Origin of the sequence: Kineococcus xinjiangensis (genome assembly GCF_002934625.1) — a bacterium.
GTDB lineage: Bacteria > Actinomycetota > Actinomycetes > Actinomycetales > Kineococcaceae > Kineococcus_A > Kineococcus_A xinjiangensis.
The window spans coordinates 74,001-89,987 of sequence record NZ_PTJD01000014.1 but is presented as its reverse complement, the minus strand read 5'-3'; the positions used below and the strand labels follow the sequence as shown (position 1 = coordinate 89,987).

Sequence of the window (15,987 nt, the reverse complement as noted above, 5' to 3'; positions counted from 1 at the left end):
CCTCGGATCCGGTCAGCGGCAAGGAGCCGCCGGTCACCCGCCGGGTGACCACCTCGACGGAGAGGCGGGAGCGCATGGGCTCCGCACGACGACCACCGGCGCTCCTGGTGATGAGCCGCGACACCTTCCAGACCCAGTTCGACGCCGAGCGACTCGACCGGCTGCGCGACCACCTCTCCTTCCCCGCCGTCCTCTGGACCGACGACCTGGACGACCCCGCCCTGGCCCCGGCGCTCGCGGAGGTCGAGATCCTGCTCACCAGCTGGGGCGCCCCCCGCCTCGACGCCCGCCGCCTCGCGGCGATGCGCCGGCTGCGCGCCGTCCTGCACTGCGCCGGTTCCGTGCGCCCCGTCGTCAGCGAGGAGTTCTGGCGCCGCGGCATCGTCGTGAGCAGCTGCGCGGACGCCAACGCCGTCCCCGTCGCGGAGTTCACGTTCGCCTCCATCGTCCTGGCCGGGAAGAAGGCCCAGTTCCTCGCCCTCGACGCCCGCGAGCACCGCGACGACTGGTCCTACCTGCACGCCCACGGGGAGCTCAGCAACTACCGCCGCACCATCGGCGTCGTCGGGTTCTCCCGGATCGGCCGCCGCGTGGTGCGCCTGCTCCAGCAGCTCGACGGCGTCACCTGCCTCGTCGCCGACCCCCACGCCGACCCCCTCGAGGTCGCGGAGGCCGGCGGCCACCTCGTCGCCCTGCCGGAGATGCTGCCCCGCGTCTCCGTGCTGTCCCTGCACGCCCCGGACCTGCCCACCACCCGCGGGATGATCGGCGCCCGGGAGTTGGCGCTGCTGCCCGACGGCGCAACGGTCGTCAACACCGCCCGCGGGGCCCTGCTCGACACCGCCGCCCTCGAGCGGGAGTGCGCCACCGGCCGGCTCTACGCCGTCCTCGACGTGACCTCCCCCGAACCCCTGCCGGCCGCCTCGCCCCTGTACGAGCTGCGCAACGTCGTCATCACCCCGCACGTGGCCGGCTCCCTGGGCAGCGAGACGTTCCGGATGACCGACGTGGCGCTCGACGAGCTCGGCCGCTACCTCGTCGGGCAGCCCCTGCGCCACCAGGTCCTCAGCCGCGACCTGGAGCTGATCGCATGAGCGCCCCCACCGTGCTGCGGCCCGCGGCCGCCGCCGTGCCCGAGGACCGGGCGCTGTCGCCGTGCACCGGCTGGACGCGCCGGCACTGGGAGGCCACCGCCGACGACCTGCTGCTGGCCGTGCGCCCCCACGCCTCACCCACCCACGCCCTCGTCACCCCGCCCGGCGCCCCGGGCGGCTACGGCCGCGCCGTCGACGGTCTGGAGGGCTTCGCCCGCACGTTCATGGCCGCCGGCTTCCGCCTCGCGGGGGAGGGCGGCGCCGACCCCCTCGACCTGGCCGGCTGGTACGCGCAGGGCCTCGCCGCGGGCACCGACCCCACCTCCCCGGAGCGCTGGACCCGCCCCGACGAGCACGGCCAGGCGAAGGTCGAGGCGGCCGCCCTCGCGCTCGCCCTGCACCTGACCCGGCCGTGGATCTGGGACCGCCTCGACCCCGGCGTGCAGGAGCGCACCGTCGACTACCTCGCCACGGTCGTCGGCGCGGACTACCCGCCCATCAACTGGGTGTGGTTCCGCATCGTCGTCGAGCAGTTCCTCCGCTCGGTCGGCGGCCCCTGGTCCCGGGACGACCTCGAGCACGACCTCGCCCTGCACGACACGTTCACCCGCGAGGGCGGCTGGTACTCCGACGGGGCGGAACGCGCCTACGACCACTACGCGGGCTGGGCGCTGCACCTCTACCCGGTGCTCTGGTTGCAGATGGCCGGGGACGACCCCCTGGCCACCGCCCGGCGCGGGCGCTACCTGGCCCACCTCGACCGGTTCCTCCACGACGCCGTCCGGCTCGTGGGCGCCGACGGCTCCCCGCTCCTGCAGGGCCGCAGCCTCGTCTACCGCTACGCCGCTGCGGCCCCGTTCTGGGCGGGGGCGCTCGCGGGCTCCACGGCGCTGGGCCCTGGCCGCCTCCGCCGCGCCGCCAGCGGCATCGTCCGCCACTTCACCGACGCCGGCGTGCCCGGCCCCGACGGGCTGCTCACCCTCGGCTGGCACGACGCCTGGCGCCCGATGGCGCAGTCCTATTCCGGGCCCGGATCGCCGTACTGGGCGTCGAAGGGACTGCTGGGCCTCGCGCTGCCCGCCGACCACCCCGTGTGGACGGCCGTGGAGGAACCCCTGCCGCTCGAACTCGGCGACGACATGCGCACCGCGGCGGCCCCCGGCTGGCTGGTCAGCGGCACCCGCGACGACGGTCTCGTCCGGGTCGTCAACCACGGCTGCGACCACGCCCTGCCCGGCAGCGAGGTCAGCGACAGCCCGCTCTACGCCCGCCTCGGGTACTCCACCGCCACCGCGCCGCTGATGGCGGGGAACCACGCCGCCGACCCGCTGGACTCCTCCGTCGTCGTCCTCGACGAGGACGGGCTGCCCAGCCACCGCGCCGGTTTCACCACCCTCACCGTGCGGGCGCTGGGGGAGGGCGACGGGACGCCGGCCGCCCTGCTGGGCGCCTCCCGCTGGCGGGCGCACTGGGTCGAGCCCGACCCCACCGCGCCCGGGCACGGATCCGGCCACGCGGGGACGACCCGCCGCGGCCCGTGGGTCACCGCGGTCTCCGTGGTGCGCCACCACTGGGAGGTCCGGCTGGCCCGCGTCGACCTCGCGCCCCGCTCCGACGTGGTGAACGGGGTGCTGCGGCTCGGCGGCTGGGCCGTGGGCGTCGGCGAGGAGCACGGCACGCGGTTCGACTCCTCCACGGCCTGCTCCGGCCGGCTCGTCTCCGCCGTCCACGACCTGGCGGGCCTGCCGCTGGCCACCGTCCACGCGGTCCTCGACGCCACCCCGCTGTCGGTGCTGACCGCGGTCCCGGAACGGCGGACCGCGGCCGCGGCCGAACCCGGGCGCTGGTACGCCGCCGCCGTCCTCCTCGCCGGCCGCCGCGCCCGGCCCGGTGGACCCCCCGTCCTCACCCTCCACACCGCAGCGGCCGCGGGACCGGCCGCGACGGTCGGCTGGCCCGACGGCACGCACTCCCGCTTCTCCCTGCCCCACGACGTCCCCGGCTCCGGCGACTGCCCGGTCCCGTCCCCGCACCACCCGACGAAGGAGTTCCAGCGATGAAGCTGACGGTCCTCAAGGCGGCGGCCACGGCCGTCGGTGTCACCCTGGCGCTCAGCGCCTGCGGCGGAGGCGAGGGACCCGCCGCCGCAGGCGGACCCACCACGCTGACGGTCTCGGTGTGGAACTACGAGCAGACCCCGGAGTTCAAGGCCCTCTTCGACGCCTTCGAGGCGGCCAACGAGGACATCGACGTGCAACCAGTCGACATCCTCGCCGACGACTACCCGGAGAAGGTCACCACCATGCTCGCCGGTGGGGACACCACCGACGTCATCACCATGAAGAACGTCGTCGAGTACGCCCGCTACGCCGGCCGCGGCCAGCTGCAGGAGGTCGGCGACGTGGCGGAGGCCGCGGGTGGGGACAAGCTCGCCGGCCTGGACGACTTCGACCTCGACGGCAGCACCTTCGCCGTGCCCTACCGGCAGGACTTCTGGCTGCTCTACTACAACAAGGCCCTCTTCGACGCCGCCGGGCTGCCCCATCCCGAGCGCATGACGTGGTCGGAGTACCGCGACCTGGCGCAGCGGCTGACGGCGGGGGAGGGGGAGCAGAAGGTCTTCGGCACCTACCACCACACCTGGCGCTCCGTGGTGCAGTCCGTCGCCGACGCGCAGAGCAGCGGTGACCAGCTCAGCGGGGACTACGACTTCTTCGCGCCGCAGTACGACGTCGACCTGGAGCTGCAGGAGAGCGGCGCGGCGCTCGACTACGCCACCGCCGCCGCCCAGAAGACCAGCTACCGGACGATGTTCGAGACCGGCAGGGCGGCGATGCTGCCGATGGGCACCTGGTACATCGCGGGCATCAAGCAGGCGAAGGACGCCGGGAAGTCCGACGTGGAGTGGGGCATGGCGCCCCTGCCGCAGCGCGACGGTGGCGACGACGTCACCACGTTCGGCTCGCCGACGGCCTTCGCCGTCAACAAGAACGCGAAGAACACCGAGGCCGCCAAGCGCTTCCTGGAGTTCGCGGCCGGTGAGGAGGGTGCCAAGGCCATCGCCGCCGTCGGGGTGGTGCCCGCCTACACCGACCCGGAGATCACCGAGGCCTTCTTCCAGGTGCCGGGGCTTCCCGCGGACGAGGGCTCCAAGGAGGCCTTCGAGCCCGGCGAGGTCGTGCTCGAGATGCCCGTGAGCGAGTTCTCCGGCGACGTCGACACCATCCTCAACGAGGAGCACCAGCTCGTCATGGTGGGGGAGAAGTCCGTGACCGAGGGCATCGCGGCCATGGAGGAGCGGGTCCGGGACGAGGTGCTGGGCTGATGAGGCCCACCCGCCGCGCGGCCGGCGACCGGCCGGCCGCGCGGCACCGCACGAGGACGGAGGTGGCCGCCCGTGGCCCTCACTGACGCATCCAGGCCAGCGCTGCGCCGTCACGGCGACCCGCGGCAGGTCCGGCGCAACACGCTCATCGGCTGGAGCTTCATCCTGCCGAACTTCCTGGGGTTCGCCGCGCTGACGCTGCTGCCCGTCGTGGCAGCCCTCGGGCTGTCGTTCATGAAGTGGAACTCCTACTCCGACCCCGAGTGGGTGGGCCTGGCCAACTTCGAGCGGATGCTCGGCAACGAGACGTTCTGGGTGGCGCTGAAGAACACCACCTACTACGCGGCGGGCCACATCCCCCTCACCATGGCCGCAGCCCTCGGCCTGGCCATCCTGCTCAACGAGAAGCTGCGCGGCGTGGGGTTCTTCCGGACCGCGCTCTTCTTCCCCTACATCACCTCCCTGGTCGCGGTCGCGGTGGTGTGGAACATGCTGTTCAACCCCACCGCCGGCCCGGTGAACCTGCTCCTGGAGGCGCTCGGCGTCGCCGACCCGCCGGGCTGGACGACGAGCAGCGACTGGGCGATGCCCGCCGTCATCATCACCAGCGTCTGGCGCGACATGGGCTACTACATGGTGATCTACCTCGCGGGGTTGCAGGCGATCCCGCCGGAGTACTACGAGGCGGCCCAGGTCGACGGCGCCAACGCCTGGCAGCGGTTCCGCAACGTCACGCTGCCGTGCCTGCGGCCCACGACGTTCCTGGTCCTCGTCATGGTCACCGTCGGCAGCTTCAAGGTGTTCGACCTCATCGTCGTCATGACCGACGGTGGTCCCGGCCGCGCCACGACGGTCCTCTCGCAGCTGATCTACCGCGAGGGCATCCGCGAGGGCCGCTTCGGGTACGCGTCGGCGATCTCGCTGGTGCTCTTCCTCATCGTGCTGACGGTCACGGTGCTGCAGTTCAAGGTCCAGGAACGACGGGAGCGGTGATGAGCACGACCCTGCCCGGGAGGCTGCGCGAGGCCGGCGAACTTCCCGCCCCGCTGCCCGTCACCCCTCCGCCGGCGAGCGCCCGCTCCCGCGCGCTGCGGTCTCGGGTCCGCAGCGCACTCGTCCACGCGCTCCTCGCCGGCCTGACGCTGGCGGTGCTGGTGCCGTTCGTGTGGATGGTGTCCTCGTCGCTCAAGCACGACAACCAGGTCTTCAGCGTGCCCGTGCAGTGGGTGCCGACGGAGTTCGTCTGGAGCAACTACGCCGACATCTGGACGCGCATCCCGATGCTGACGTACCTGCGCAACTCCCTCTTCCTCGCCGTGACCATCACCTTCCTGCAGGTCCTCACCGGCAGCTTCGCGGCGTACGGCTTCGCGAAGGTGCGCTTCCCCGGGCGCGACGTCCTCTTCCTCGCCTACATCGCCACGATCGCGGTGCCCTGGCAGGCGTACATGGTCCCGCAGTACATCCTCATGCAGAAGGCGGGGCTGACGAACACGTTCACGTCGCTGATCCTGCTGCAGGCGTTCGGTGCCTTCGGCGTGTTCCTGATGCGGCAGTACTACATGACCATCCCCGACGAGCTGTGCGAGGCGGCGCGGATCGACGGCCTCAGCGAGTACGGCATCTGGGCCCGCATCGTCCTGCCCCTGTCCAGGCCGGCGCTGGCGAGCCTGGCGCTGCTGACGTTCGTGCACACCTGGAACGACTACATGGGGCCGTTCATCTACCTGACGAGCAACGAGCTGTGGACGGTGCAGCTCGGACTGCGGTCCTTCGTGGGCCTCTACGACGCCGAGTACGCGATGATCATGACCGGCTCGGTCATCTCGGTGCTGCCCATCCTCCTCGTCTTCCTCCTGGGGCAGCGGTACTTCATCCAGGGCATCGCGACCGCCGGGATGAAGGGCTGAGCGCGGTGGCCCCCGCTGCGGCGACCGCCCCGGCCCGGCGCCTGCCGGCCGTGTCCGGCGCGACGTACGAGGCGCTCTTCGCGCACGTCCACGCCGCCCTGGTGGTGAACCTGCTGCTCGCGGTGGCGACGTCCCCGCTGCTGCTGGGGCTGGCCGTCGTGGTGGACCCGCTGCGGTCGTGGCCGTTCTTCCTCGTGCTGGCCCTGTGCGTGGGCCCGGCCGTCGCCGCGGCCTTCGGGTGCTGGGACCGGCTGCGCTCGGAGGAGGGGCTGCGTCCGGTGCGGGACTTCCTCGCCTGCTACCGGCGCACGGCGGCCCGGGCGCTGGCGGTCTGGGGCGCGGCGCTGGCCGTGCTGGGCGTCCTCGCCGTGGACGTCGCCGTGGTGGCCGGCACCGGCGCGGCCGGCCACCTCGTGCCCCTGCTGGTCGTCCTCGCCGCCGGCGTCCTGCTGAGCGCGCTGACGGCCCTGGCGGCGCTCGTGCGGTTCCCGGGGGTGCGCACCGGGGCGCTGGTGCGTGCCGCGGTGTACGCCACGGTCCGCCGGTGGGCCGCCAGTGCCGTGGCGCTCGCCCTGCTGGGCGTGCTGGTCGTGGCGCTCGCGCACAGCCCCCTGCTGGTGCTGCCCCTGCTGCCGGCGCCCGTGCTCTTCGTGGTGTGGAGCGGTGCCTGCGCCTCCCTGGCGGCGGTGCTGCCGCAGCACGGCCGCCCCTGATCCCGCCCCTGCTCGCCGCTCGTCGCTCGCCCCCGCTCGCGCCCGCTCGCGCCCGTCGCTCGGGTCCGTCGTCCCCACCCAGGAGGATCTCCCGTGAGCTCCCGAACCAGCGCCCGGCTGCTCGCCGGGCTCGGCGCCGTCGCGGTGGTGGCCACGACCGCGGCCGCCCCCACCGCCGCCGCCCCCACCGCGGCCGCCCCCACCGCCGCAGCCACCGCCGCGTCCTCCGCCCAGGCCGCGAACGCCGTCACCGTCCGTCCCGACCCCTCCTACCAGGGGCCGGAGTTCCAGGGCTGGGGAACCAGCCTCGTCTGGTTCGCGAACGCCACCGGCGGCTACTCCGACGAGGTCCGCGAGGAGCTGTACCGCCTGCTCTTCAGCGAGGAGGGCCTGAACCTCAACATCGCCCGGTACAACATCGGCGGTGGTCACGCCCCCGACGTGCCGGACTACCTGCGCCCCGGGTCGGCCGTGCCCGGCTGGTGGCGGGCGCCCGCGGGGGTGGGCCTGGCCGACAAGGACTGGTGGAACCCCGACGACCCGGCCCACTGGGACCTCGACGCCGACCCCCGCCAGCGCTGGTGGGTGGACCGCATCAAGGGCGACATCACGAAGTGGGAGACGTTCAGCAACTCACCCCCGTACTTCCAGACCGTCAGCGGCTACGTCTCCGGCGGCCTCGACCCGGCCGCGAACCAGCTGCGGCCGGAGAGCGTCGAGGAGTTCGCCGCCTACCTCGTGCGCGCCACCGAGCACCTGGAGCAGGCCCACGGCATCGAGGTCGCCACCGTCGACCCGTTCAACGAGCCGGGCACGACCTACTGGAGCACGAAGCTCGGTGCCGACGGCAGGCCGCTGCCCACCAAGCAGGAGGGTGCCCACATCAGCACCGACGTGCAGCACGAGGTCGTGCGGGCGCTGGCGGAGCGGCTGCAGGCCTCCCCGAGCGGCGCGGTCGTCTCCGCGATGGACGAGACCGACCCGCAGCTGTTCGCGGCCGAGTGGGCCACCTACCCCGACGACGTGCGCGCCGCGGTCGCCCAGCTCAACGTCCACACCTACGGGACGCGGATGCGCACCGCCGTCCGCGACATCGCCAAGGGCGAGGACAAGCCGCTGTGGATGAGCGAGGTCGAGGGCTCCTTCCTCTCCGGCTGGAACCCCACGAGCATGGTGCCGGGCCTGGGCATCGCCGAGCGGATGGCCGACGACCTGCGGGAGCTGGAACCGGAGGCGTGGGTGTTCTGGCAGCCGGTGGAGAACCACGACCTCACCAGGTCCACGCCGACGCAGGCCGGCAGCAACTGGGGCAGCATCCACGTGCCGTTCAGCTGCTCCCCGGCCGACACCCTCGCCCGCTGCCCGGTGGTGACGAACACCAAGTACGACACCGCGCGGAACTTCACCCACTACATCCGCCCCGGGGACCGCCTCGTCGCCGTGGACGACACCTCCTCCGCCGCGGCGGTGACGAAGCGCGGTGCCACGGTCGTCCACGTCAACGACGGCACGGCGCCCCGGACGGTGACCCTCGACCTGACCGGGTTCCGCAAGGTGGCCGGCGACGCACAGGTGACCCCCGTCGTCACGACCGCCGGGAGGCCGCTGGTGCAGGGCGCTCCCGTCCGGGTCGTCGACGGACGCGCCACCGTGGAGGTGCCGGCCCAGTCGGTGACCACCTTCCTCGTCGAGGGGGTCTCCGGCGCGGCGGCCGAGCAGGCCCTCGTCCAGGACCGGCACACCTACCGCCTCCGCGGCGTGCAGAGCGGGAGGTCGCTGACGGCCGGCGCCGACGGGCGGACCGCCGTGCGCACCGACGACGCGGACGACGCCGCCCAGCTGTGGCGGCTGGACGCCGTGGCGGCGAAGGGCACGAACCGGGCGCGCTACGCCGTGACCAGCGTCGCGGACGGGCGCCGCCTCTCCGTCGCCGCCGGCGCGCCGGTCCTCGTGCCCGCGGAGGGGGAGCCGGACGCCGCGGCGCAGTGGATCGCGTCGACCACCGGCGACGGCACGGTCACGCTCGTCAACGTCGCGACCGGGCGCCTGCTGGAAGTCGGCGGCCGGGCCACGGCGGACGGCTCGCCCGTCACGACGTACCGGCCCACGTCGGGTGCCAACCAGCTGTGGACCCTCGTCGACGAGACGGTCACCGGGATCCGGCCCGTCGAGGCGTTCACCGTGCCGGGGGTCGCCCCGGTGCTGCCCGGCCTCGTCGTGCCCGTGCATCCCGACGGTGCCGGGGCCTCCCTGCCGGTGACGTGGAACCCTCCGCCGGAGCCGCTGTGGAGGAAGCCGGGGATCGTCGAGGTGCGGGGCACCGCGACCGACGCGGCCGGGCGGCGCCACCGGGCCCGCGCCGAGGTCGTCGTGGACACCCTCACCTCCACGCTGCCCGCCGCGGCGCGGACGTTCGCCGGCGGGGAGCCCGAACTGCCCGCGACGGTCGCCGCGGTCGGATCGCTGGGACGCGAGGTGCAGCGGCCCGTCACGTGGCACGCACCGCCGGAGGGGGCCTACTCCCGGGTCGGGGTCGTGACGGTCACCGGCACCGCCGACGCGGGCGACGGCCGCCGGCTCGACGCCACGGCGAGGGTCACGGTCACCGAGCCGGTCGAGGAGAACGCGGCGCTGGCCCCGGGAGTCGTGGCCACCGCCACCTTCACCGAGCGCGGGTACTCACCGGCCGCCCTGCACGACGGCAGGACCACCGACAAGGCCTGGTCCAACTGGAAGCCGGGGACGAAGAACCCCTCCGACACCGTCACCACGGCCCTGCCCGCACCGCGCCACGTCGCGAAGGTGCGCGCCCACTCCTACCGCGACGGGACGGAGAGCTACCCCGCGCGGCTGCTCGTGCAGACCCGCACCGGGGACGGCGAGTGGGTGGACGCCGCGCCGGAGGTCGCGGTGCCCTCCGGGGGCGCGACGGCCCCGGTCGTGGAGGTCGCCTTCCCGCCGCGTCGGGTCGACGCCGTCCGCGTCGTGATGACCGCCCGGCCCGGCACGTACATGACGATGAGCGAGATCGAGGTCATCGCCCTGGCCCCCGCCCCCTGACGGGGAGGCGGTCCCGGCGGGGGGCCTGGGCCGGGTCCCGCCGGGGCGGTGGCTCGGGGGAGTGCTCAGGCGGGCTCGGCGAGCGGCTCGGAGTTGCGCTCCAGCAGCTCCCGCAGGTCGGCCAGCCGGCCGCTGGCGACCTCGGCGGCGGAGGTGTCGCCGAGGTCGCCGGCGACGCGCTCCTGCTGCAGGGCGAGGTCCATCTGCGCCTTGAGTTCGGCGAGGAAGGAGGGGCAAGTGACCATGACAGCTCCTCACGGGTCGGGTGGGTCCGCTCAGAGTGGACAACGCACTTTGCGGTTCTTCGGGCGCGAACATTGCGATCGTGTGACGATCCGCCCGGCGCGCGGGCGATGAGTTCCGGGGTCCCGGGGAGTCGGACAGGGCGTGGGGGGCACCCGCCGTCCGCGCTGAGCACCCGTCCGCTCCGAGGAGACCCCGATGCCCGACACCACCGTCCTCGCGCCCGCCACGACCGCCCGGCGTCCCCGCCGTGCCGCCGTCCGCACCGGCTGGGTGCTCACCGCCCTGTTCAGCGCCTTCCTCGCCGTCGACGGCGTCGCGCACCTCGTCCGTCCCGCTCCCGTCGTCGAGGCCACGGAGCGGCTCGGCTTCCCGCCGGAGTCGGCGATCGTGATGGGAGTCGTGCAGCTGCTCTGCCTGGCCCTGCACCTGCTGCGGCCGACGACGGTGCTGGGCGCCGTCCTGCTCACCGGCTACCTCGGCGGCGCCGTCACGGCCCACCTGCGCGTCGAGGACCCCCTGCTCTCCGCGACCCTCTTCCCGATCTACATGGGCACGCTGATGTGGGTGGGCCTGTGGCTGCGGGAGCCCGCCGTCCGCACCCAGCTGCCCCTCGCCCGCACGCGGGCGGCGGCGTGAGCGCCGGTCTGCGGCCGCTCTGGGACCTGCTGGACGGGCAGGTCGCCGCCGGCCGGATGCCCGGCTACGTGGCGGCGGTGCGGCACCGCGGCGAGGCGCACGTCCGCGCCGGGGGGAGCGCGGCGCTCGGTGACGCCGAGCCGCTGCAGCCGGGCGCGCTGTTCCGGATCGCCTCCCTCACCAAGCCGGTCGCCGCGGTGCTCACCCTCGCGCTCGTCGAGGACGGCGTCCTCGCCCTGGACGACGAGGTGGGCCGCTGGCTGCCGGAGCTCGCCGCCCCTCGGGTGCTCGCCGAGCCGGCGGGCGCGCTGCACGCCACGGTCGCGGCCCGGCGCCCCGTCGTGGTCCGCGACCTGCTGACGATGACGTTCGGGCTGGGGCACCTCGAGGACCCGGCGCCGCTGCGGCGGGCGATGGAGGAGGCGGGCCTCGCGCCCGGCCCGCTGCCGCCCGCGGTGGGGCACGACGAGTTCCTCGCCCGCCTCGGGGCGCTGCCGCTGGCGCACCAGCCGGGGGAGCGCTGGCTCTACCACACCGGCTACGACGTGCTGGCCGTCCTGCTGGCCCGTGCGACGGGCCGGCCGCTGGGCGAGGTGCTCGCCGAGCGGGTCCTGCACCCGCTGGGGATGACCTCCACCGGGTTCTGGACCCGCGAGCCGCAGCGGCTCACGACCTCCTACGCGCCCGCGACCGAGGGCGGACTGGAGCCGTTCGACGCCCCCGGCGGGGTCTTCGCCGCTCCTCCCGCGTTCGAGTCGCTCTCCTGCGGGCTGCTCTCCACCGCGGCCGACCACCTGACGTTCCTGACGGCCCTCCTCGACGGCGGGCGCGGTGTCCTGAGCCGCGAGTCCGTGGCGCTGATGACGTCGGACCGGCTCGGCCCGGGGCAGCGCGCGAGCGCCGCCGCGATGCTGGAACCCGGCTGCTCCTGGGGCCTCGGCGTGGAGGTGGCCGTCGAGCCGGGCCGTCCGTGGAGCACCCCCGGGCGCTTCGGCTGGTGCGGCGGCCTCGGCACCACCGGCTACGCCGACCCTGCGCGGCAGGTGGCCGCCGTGCTGTTCACCCAGCGGATGATGGGCGGCCCCGAGGGCGGGTTCGACGCCTTCTGGGCCTGCCTGCACTCCTGCCTGGCGGAAGGGTGAGTTGAACCCTCCACCACGTCGGCGCCCCGCTGTAGGAACGGGCCATGGCTGAGACGTCCCGGGTGGCACCGCGGGCCCTGCGGCCCCTGCGCCACCCTCACTACCGCCTCCTCGCGGCATCGATGGCCCTGTCGCTGCTCAGCGCGGGGCTGTGGACCGTCGCCCTGGTCTGGCAGGTCGTCGCCCTCGGCGGCGGGCCGCAGGACCTCTCCCTCGTCGTCTCCCTCGGCGCCTTCGGCATGCTCCTGACGACCCTGCTCGGCGGGGTGCTCGCCGACCGCGTGCCGCAGCGGCACATCCTGCTCGCCGTCGCGGTGGTGCAGGCGGGCTCCACGGGCGTCGTCGCCGCCCTGTCGCTGGCGCAGGTCCTCGCCCTGTGGCACCTCGCCGCCGCGGGCCTGCTCTCCGGGCTCGCCGCGGGCGTCTACTACCCGGCCTACTCCGCGCTGCTGCCGGCGCTGCTGCCGGAGGAGGAGCTGCTCGCGGCGAACGGCCTGGAGGGCGCCCTGCGCCCGATCTTCGTGCAGGCGGGCGGGCCCGCGCTCGCCGGTGTGCTCGTGGCCGCGGCCTCCCCCGGGGCGGCGCTGGGCGCGACCGCGCTGGCCGCCGCCGCCTCGGCCGCGTGCCTGCTGGCGCTGCCCGTCACGCCCCTGCGCCGCGACCTCGCCGCGGGCGCCGGCACCGCCACGTCGCCCGTGCGCGCGGTGCTCGGCGACCTCGCCGAGGGGTTCCGCTTCATGGTCCGCACCCGCTGGCTGCTGGTGACGCTGCTCTTCGCCTCGGGCATGGTGCTGGCGATGATGGGGCCGCTGGAGGTCCTCACGCCCTTCGCCGTCCGCGACCGCGCCGGCGGTGGCCCGCGCGAGCACGCCCTCGTGCTCGCGGCGTTCGGCCTCGGCGGGGCCCTGGGCTCCGCGGTCGTCGCCTCGCTGCGGATGCCGCGCCGCTACCTCACCGTCATGACGCTGATGTGGGGGGTGGGGTGCGTGCCGATGGTCGTGTTCGGGCTCTCCACCGCGCTGTGGCCCATGGTCGTGGCCGGTGCCGTCGCCGGGGCGCTGTTCAACGCGCCGATGGTCATCTGGGGGACGCTGCTGCAGCGGCGGGTCCCGCCGGCCCTGCTCGGGCGGGTGGCGAGCCTGGACTTCTTCGTCTCCCTCGCGCTCATGCCGGCGTCCATGGCGCTCGCGGGGCCGGCGGCGGCCCTGTTCGGGATGACGGCGGTCTTCCTCGTGGCGGGCCTGGTGCCGCTCGCCCTCGCCGTGGTGGCGGTGGTGGCGGGGCGCCTCCCGGCCGACGAGATCGCGCACCCGCTCGACGGGTCCGCATCGCCCGCCGGGTGCGCTCCGGAGCCGCTGCCGGAGGCGGCCGGTGCGTGAGCCGCCCGGGGAGCGCCTGCTCCCCGGGCGGCGTGCGCTCAGAGGCCGAGCTTGCCGGCGATGCCGCCGAGCCCGCCTCCGCCCTTGCCGCCGAGGCCGCTGACCATCGAGATCAGCTCCTGCGGGTCGATGCCCAGGGAGGACAGCAGCCCGGAGTGCTGCTCGGGGTCCACCTGGTCGGGGAGCTGGCCCTCGGCCTGCTGCGCCTTGCCGGTCTCACCGCGGCTCTGCAGGAGCTGCAGGATCTGGTCCTTGGGGATCTGCACGATCGGTTCCTCCTCGGTCCTCGGGTGTGTTCAGGTCGATCCGAGAACGTAGCCGCGAACTCCCGCCCCGGCCTCCCGGAACCGCAGGTGGACCCGGTCGCCCGCGGGCCCTCAGAGGTGGTTGCCGGTCGGCGCCGAGGGCTTCAGCGCCTCCGGGTCGTTCGTCGAGGCGACGGTCAGGACGGCGAGGAGGATCCCGCGGTGGGTGCCCAGCCCCAGCTCCCGCAGCAGCGGTGCCCGCGATGAGTTCCGGCGGGGAGGGGAGTCGGTAGGGGTGGAAGAGAGACCCGCGACCCGAGGAGCCCGCCGTGAACCGCATGATCTTCGTCAACCTGCCGGTGGCCGACGTGCAGAAGAGCCGTGACTTCTTCACCGGCCTCGGCTTCGGCTTCGACGAGCAGTTCTGCGACGAGAACGCCGTCTGCATGAAGGTCAACGATCAGGCCTTCGCGATGCTCATCGCACGCGACTTCTTCGCGACCTTCACCCCCCGGCCGGTCGCCGACGCGAGCGCCACGACCGAGGTGCTCGTGTGCCTGTCCGCCGACAGCCGCGAGGACGTCGACGCCCTGGTGCGCGAGGCGCTCGCCTCGGGCGGGGAGGAACCCCGCGAGCCGATGGACCAGGGGTTCATGTACGGGCGGGCGTTCACCGACCTCGACGGCCACGTCTGGGAGGTCATGTGGATGGACCCCGCGGTGGTCGCCGGGGAGCAGTGCCCCGCCTGATCCGCGGGAAACCGCCGGGAGCCGTCCGAGAACCGCCCGAGGAGGAGACCGTGGCCGTCACCGGACCTGCCGCAGGACCTGTCGCCGTGTCGGTGCCCGTGCGTACGCTCGCCGCCGTGCCGACGACACGGGTGAGCAGCGAGGCCATCGGGGACGTGGCCGGGGACGCGCAGGTCGCGCCGGGGGGTGACGCCCCGCCCGCGGGCGGGTTCCCCGAGGAGGCGCTCGACCGCTACCGGGCGGAGCTGTTCGCCCACTGCTACCGGATGACGGGCTCCGTGCACGACGCGGAGGACCTCGTCCAGGAGACGTACCTGCGGGCCTGGCGCTCGTTCCACACCTACGAGGCCCGCTCCTCGCTGCGCACCTGGCTGCACCGCATCGCCACCAACGTCTGCCTCACGGCGCTGGCGAGCCGGCAGCGGCGGCCGCTGCCGTCCGGCCTGGGCGCGGAACCCGCCGACCCCCGCGGGGAGCTCACGACGGACGGGGAGGTGCCCTGGCTGGAGCCCGTGCCCGACGCCCGGGTCGGCGCCGGTCCCGGCGCGGGCGACCCCGCCGGGGTGGTGGCCGCCCGGGAGAGCGTCCGCCTGGCCTTCGTGGCCGCGCTGCAGCACCTGCCCCCGCGCCAGCGGGCGGTGCTGCTGCTGCGCGACGTCCTGGCGTGGCGGGCCGCGGAGGTCGCCGACCTGCTGGGCACGAGCGTCGCGGCCGTCAACAGCGCCCTGCAGCGGGCCCGCGGGCAGATCGAGCAGCTCGCGGCGACCCCGGAGGAGACCCGCGAACCCGAGTCCGCGGAGCTGCGGGCGCTGCTGGACCGCTACGTCTCCGCGTTCGAGCGCTACGACGTCGGCGGCATGGTGGAGCTCTTCACCGCCGACGCGGTGTGGGAGATGCCGCCCTTCACGGGCTGGTACCGCGGGGGCGAGGCGATCACCACCCTCATCGCCGGCAACTGCCCGGCGCAGGCGGCCGGGGACATGCGGATGGTCCCCACCTCGGCGAACGGGCAGCCGGCCTTCGGGCTGTACATGCGCGGCGCCGACGGCGTCCACCGGGCGTTCCAGCTCCAGGTGCTCGACCTGGCCGCAACGGCGGACGGGGTGCGGGTGGGCCACGTGGTGGCCTTCTTCGACCCCGGCCTCTTCGACCGCTTCGGCCTGCCGGAGGCCCTCGCGGACTGAGCCTGCGGGCAGCACCGGGCCCCTCGGGGCCCGGGCGCCCGGCTCAGGTCAGATCTTGCTGAGCTTGGAGTTGTTGAGGACGCGCACCAGCCCGCAGGAGAAGCGGGCGGTGACCCAGGTGGGGAACTCGGTGGACTGCACCCTGCCCATCCCGAAGCGGTCGTGGGTGACCCGGTCGTCGACGTCGTACTCGACAGCGGGCGCGGCCTCCTCCACGGCGAAGGGACTGGTGGGCAGGCGGCGCCGGGTCGTGCCCGGACGGGACGTCATGGGTCCAGTGTGCGCCCTGAGGGGTGCCCGTGGC

15 protein-coding genes are annotated in these 15,987 nt (G+C 74.5%); 12 read left to right on the top strand and 3 right to left on the bottom strand.

Features of this window, described 5'->3' with window-relative positions; all coding sequences use genetic code 11:
* Positions 1–74: 74 nt before the first annotated feature.
* From CLV92_RS17080 to CLV92_RS17050, 7 genes are all read left to right on the top strand, one after another.
* Positions 75–1,094: a hydroxyacid dehydrogenase gene (locus tag CLV92_RS17080; RefSeq protein WP_211291224.1), complete on the top strand. Its 1,020-nt coding sequence runs from the start codon at positions 75–77 to the stop codon at positions 1,092–1,094.
* Positions 1,091–3,154 carry a DUF2264 domain-containing protein gene (locus CLV92_RS17075; protein ID WP_104434716.1) on the top strand — a complete coding sequence of 688 codons (2,064 nt, stop codon included), beginning with the start codon at positions 1,091–1,093 and terminating at the stop codon, positions 3,152–3,154. The genes CLV92_RS17080 and CLV92_RS17075 overlap by 4 nt, the downstream gene beginning before the upstream one ends.
* Positions 3,151–4,419 (top strand): ABC transporter substrate-binding protein, encoded by a 1,269-nt coding sequence (locus CLV92_RS17070; RefSeq protein ID WP_104434714.1) that lies wholly within the window; start codon positions 3,151–3,153, stop codon positions 4,417–4,419. The genes CLV92_RS17075 and CLV92_RS17070 overlap by 4 nt, the downstream gene beginning before the upstream one ends.
* Positions 4,420–4,491: 72 nt before the next feature.
* Complete coding sequence (locus tag CLV92_RS17065; RefSeq protein WP_104434712.1) at positions 4,492–5,412, top strand: carbohydrate ABC transporter permease; 921 nt, start codon at positions 4,492–4,494, stop codon at positions 5,410–5,412.
* On the top strand, positions 5,412–6,329 hold the full coding sequence (locus CLV92_RS17060; protein WP_104434710.1) for a carbohydrate ABC transporter permease: 918 nt from the start codon (positions 5,412–5,414) through the stop codon (positions 6,327–6,329). The genes CLV92_RS17065 and CLV92_RS17060 overlap by 1 nt, the downstream gene beginning before the upstream one ends.
* Positions 6,330–6,334: 5 nt before the next feature.
* Entirely contained in the window at positions 6,335–7,042 is a 708-nt protein-coding gene (locus tag CLV92_RS17055) for a DUF624 domain-containing protein (RefSeq protein WP_104434708.1), read from the top strand.
* 93 nt (positions 7,043–7,135) lie between these two features.
* Positions 7,136–10,102 carry an Ig-like domain-containing protein gene (locus CLV92_RS17050; protein ID WP_104434706.1) on the top strand — a complete coding sequence of 989 codons (2,967 nt, stop codon included), beginning with the start codon at positions 7,136–7,138 and terminating at the stop codon, positions 10,100–10,102.
* A 65-nt stretch (positions 10,103–10,167) separates the two neighbouring features.
* Here the strand turns inward: CLV92_RS17050 and CLV92_RS21595 are convergent, their stop codons facing one another.
* Entirely contained in the window at positions 10,168–10,347 is a 180-nt protein-coding gene (locus CLV92_RS21595; RefSeq protein WP_158257298.1) for a hypothetical protein, read from the bottom strand.
* Between the two features lie 196 nt (positions 10,348–10,543).
* Here CLV92_RS21595 and CLV92_RS17045 point away from each other — a divergent pair, with 196 nt between their 5' ends.
* Genes CLV92_RS17045 through CLV92_RS17035 form a run of 3 tightly spaced genes read left to right on the top strand, consistent with a single transcriptional unit; the run spans position 10,544 to position 13,505 of the window.
* Positions 10,544–10,984, top strand: a complete 441-nt coding sequence (locus CLV92_RS17045; RefSeq protein ID WP_104434704.1) for a DoxX family protein — start codon at positions 10,544–10,546, stop codon at positions 10,982–10,984.
* Positions 10,981–12,126, top strand: a complete 1,146-nt coding sequence (locus CLV92_RS17040) for a serine hydrolase domain-containing protein (RefSeq protein WP_211291223.1) — start codon at positions 10,981–10,983, stop codon at positions 12,124–12,126. Before CLV92_RS17045 ends, CLV92_RS17040 begins: the two co-directional genes overlap by 4 nt.
* Before the next feature lie 44 nt (positions 12,127–12,170).
* Positions 12,171–13,505 (top strand): MFS transporter, encoded by a 1,335-nt coding sequence (locus CLV92_RS17035; RefSeq protein WP_104434702.1) that lies wholly within the window; start codon positions 12,171–12,173, stop codon positions 13,503–13,505.
* Between the two features lie 38 nt (positions 13,506–13,543).
* On the opposite strand, the gene CLV92_RS17030 is transcribed toward CLV92_RS17035, so the two are convergent.
* On the bottom strand, positions 13,544–13,771 hold the full coding sequence (locus CLV92_RS17030; RefSeq protein WP_104434701.1) for a hypothetical protein: 228 nt from the start codon (positions 13,769–13,771) through the stop codon (positions 13,544–13,546).
* A gap of 317 nt (positions 13,772–14,088) precedes the next feature.
* Here CLV92_RS17030 and CLV92_RS17025 point away from each other — a divergent pair, with 317 nt between their 5' ends.
* Together CLV92_RS17025 and CLV92_RS17020 are read left to right on the top strand one after the other, a co-directional pair.
* Positions 14,089–14,499 carry a VOC family protein gene (locus tag CLV92_RS17025; protein WP_245886923.1) on the top strand — a complete coding sequence of 137 codons (411 nt, stop codon included), beginning with the start codon at positions 14,089–14,091 and terminating at the stop codon, positions 14,497–14,499.
* 116 nt (positions 14,500–14,615) lie between these two features.
* Positions 14,616–15,683 carry a sigma-70 family RNA polymerase sigma factor gene (locus CLV92_RS17020; protein WP_281256955.1) on the top strand — a complete coding sequence of 356 codons (1,068 nt, stop codon included), beginning with the start codon at positions 14,616–14,618 and terminating at the stop codon, positions 15,681–15,683.
* Between the two features lie 48 nt (positions 15,684–15,731).
* Here CLV92_RS17020 and CLV92_RS17015 read toward each other — a convergent pair whose 3' ends face one another.
* Positions 15,732–15,953: a hypothetical protein gene (locus CLV92_RS17015; RefSeq protein WP_104434697.1), complete on the bottom strand. Its 222-nt coding sequence runs from the start codon at positions 15,951–15,953 to the stop codon at positions 15,732–15,734.
* Positions 15,954–15,987: the final 34 nt, after the last annotated feature.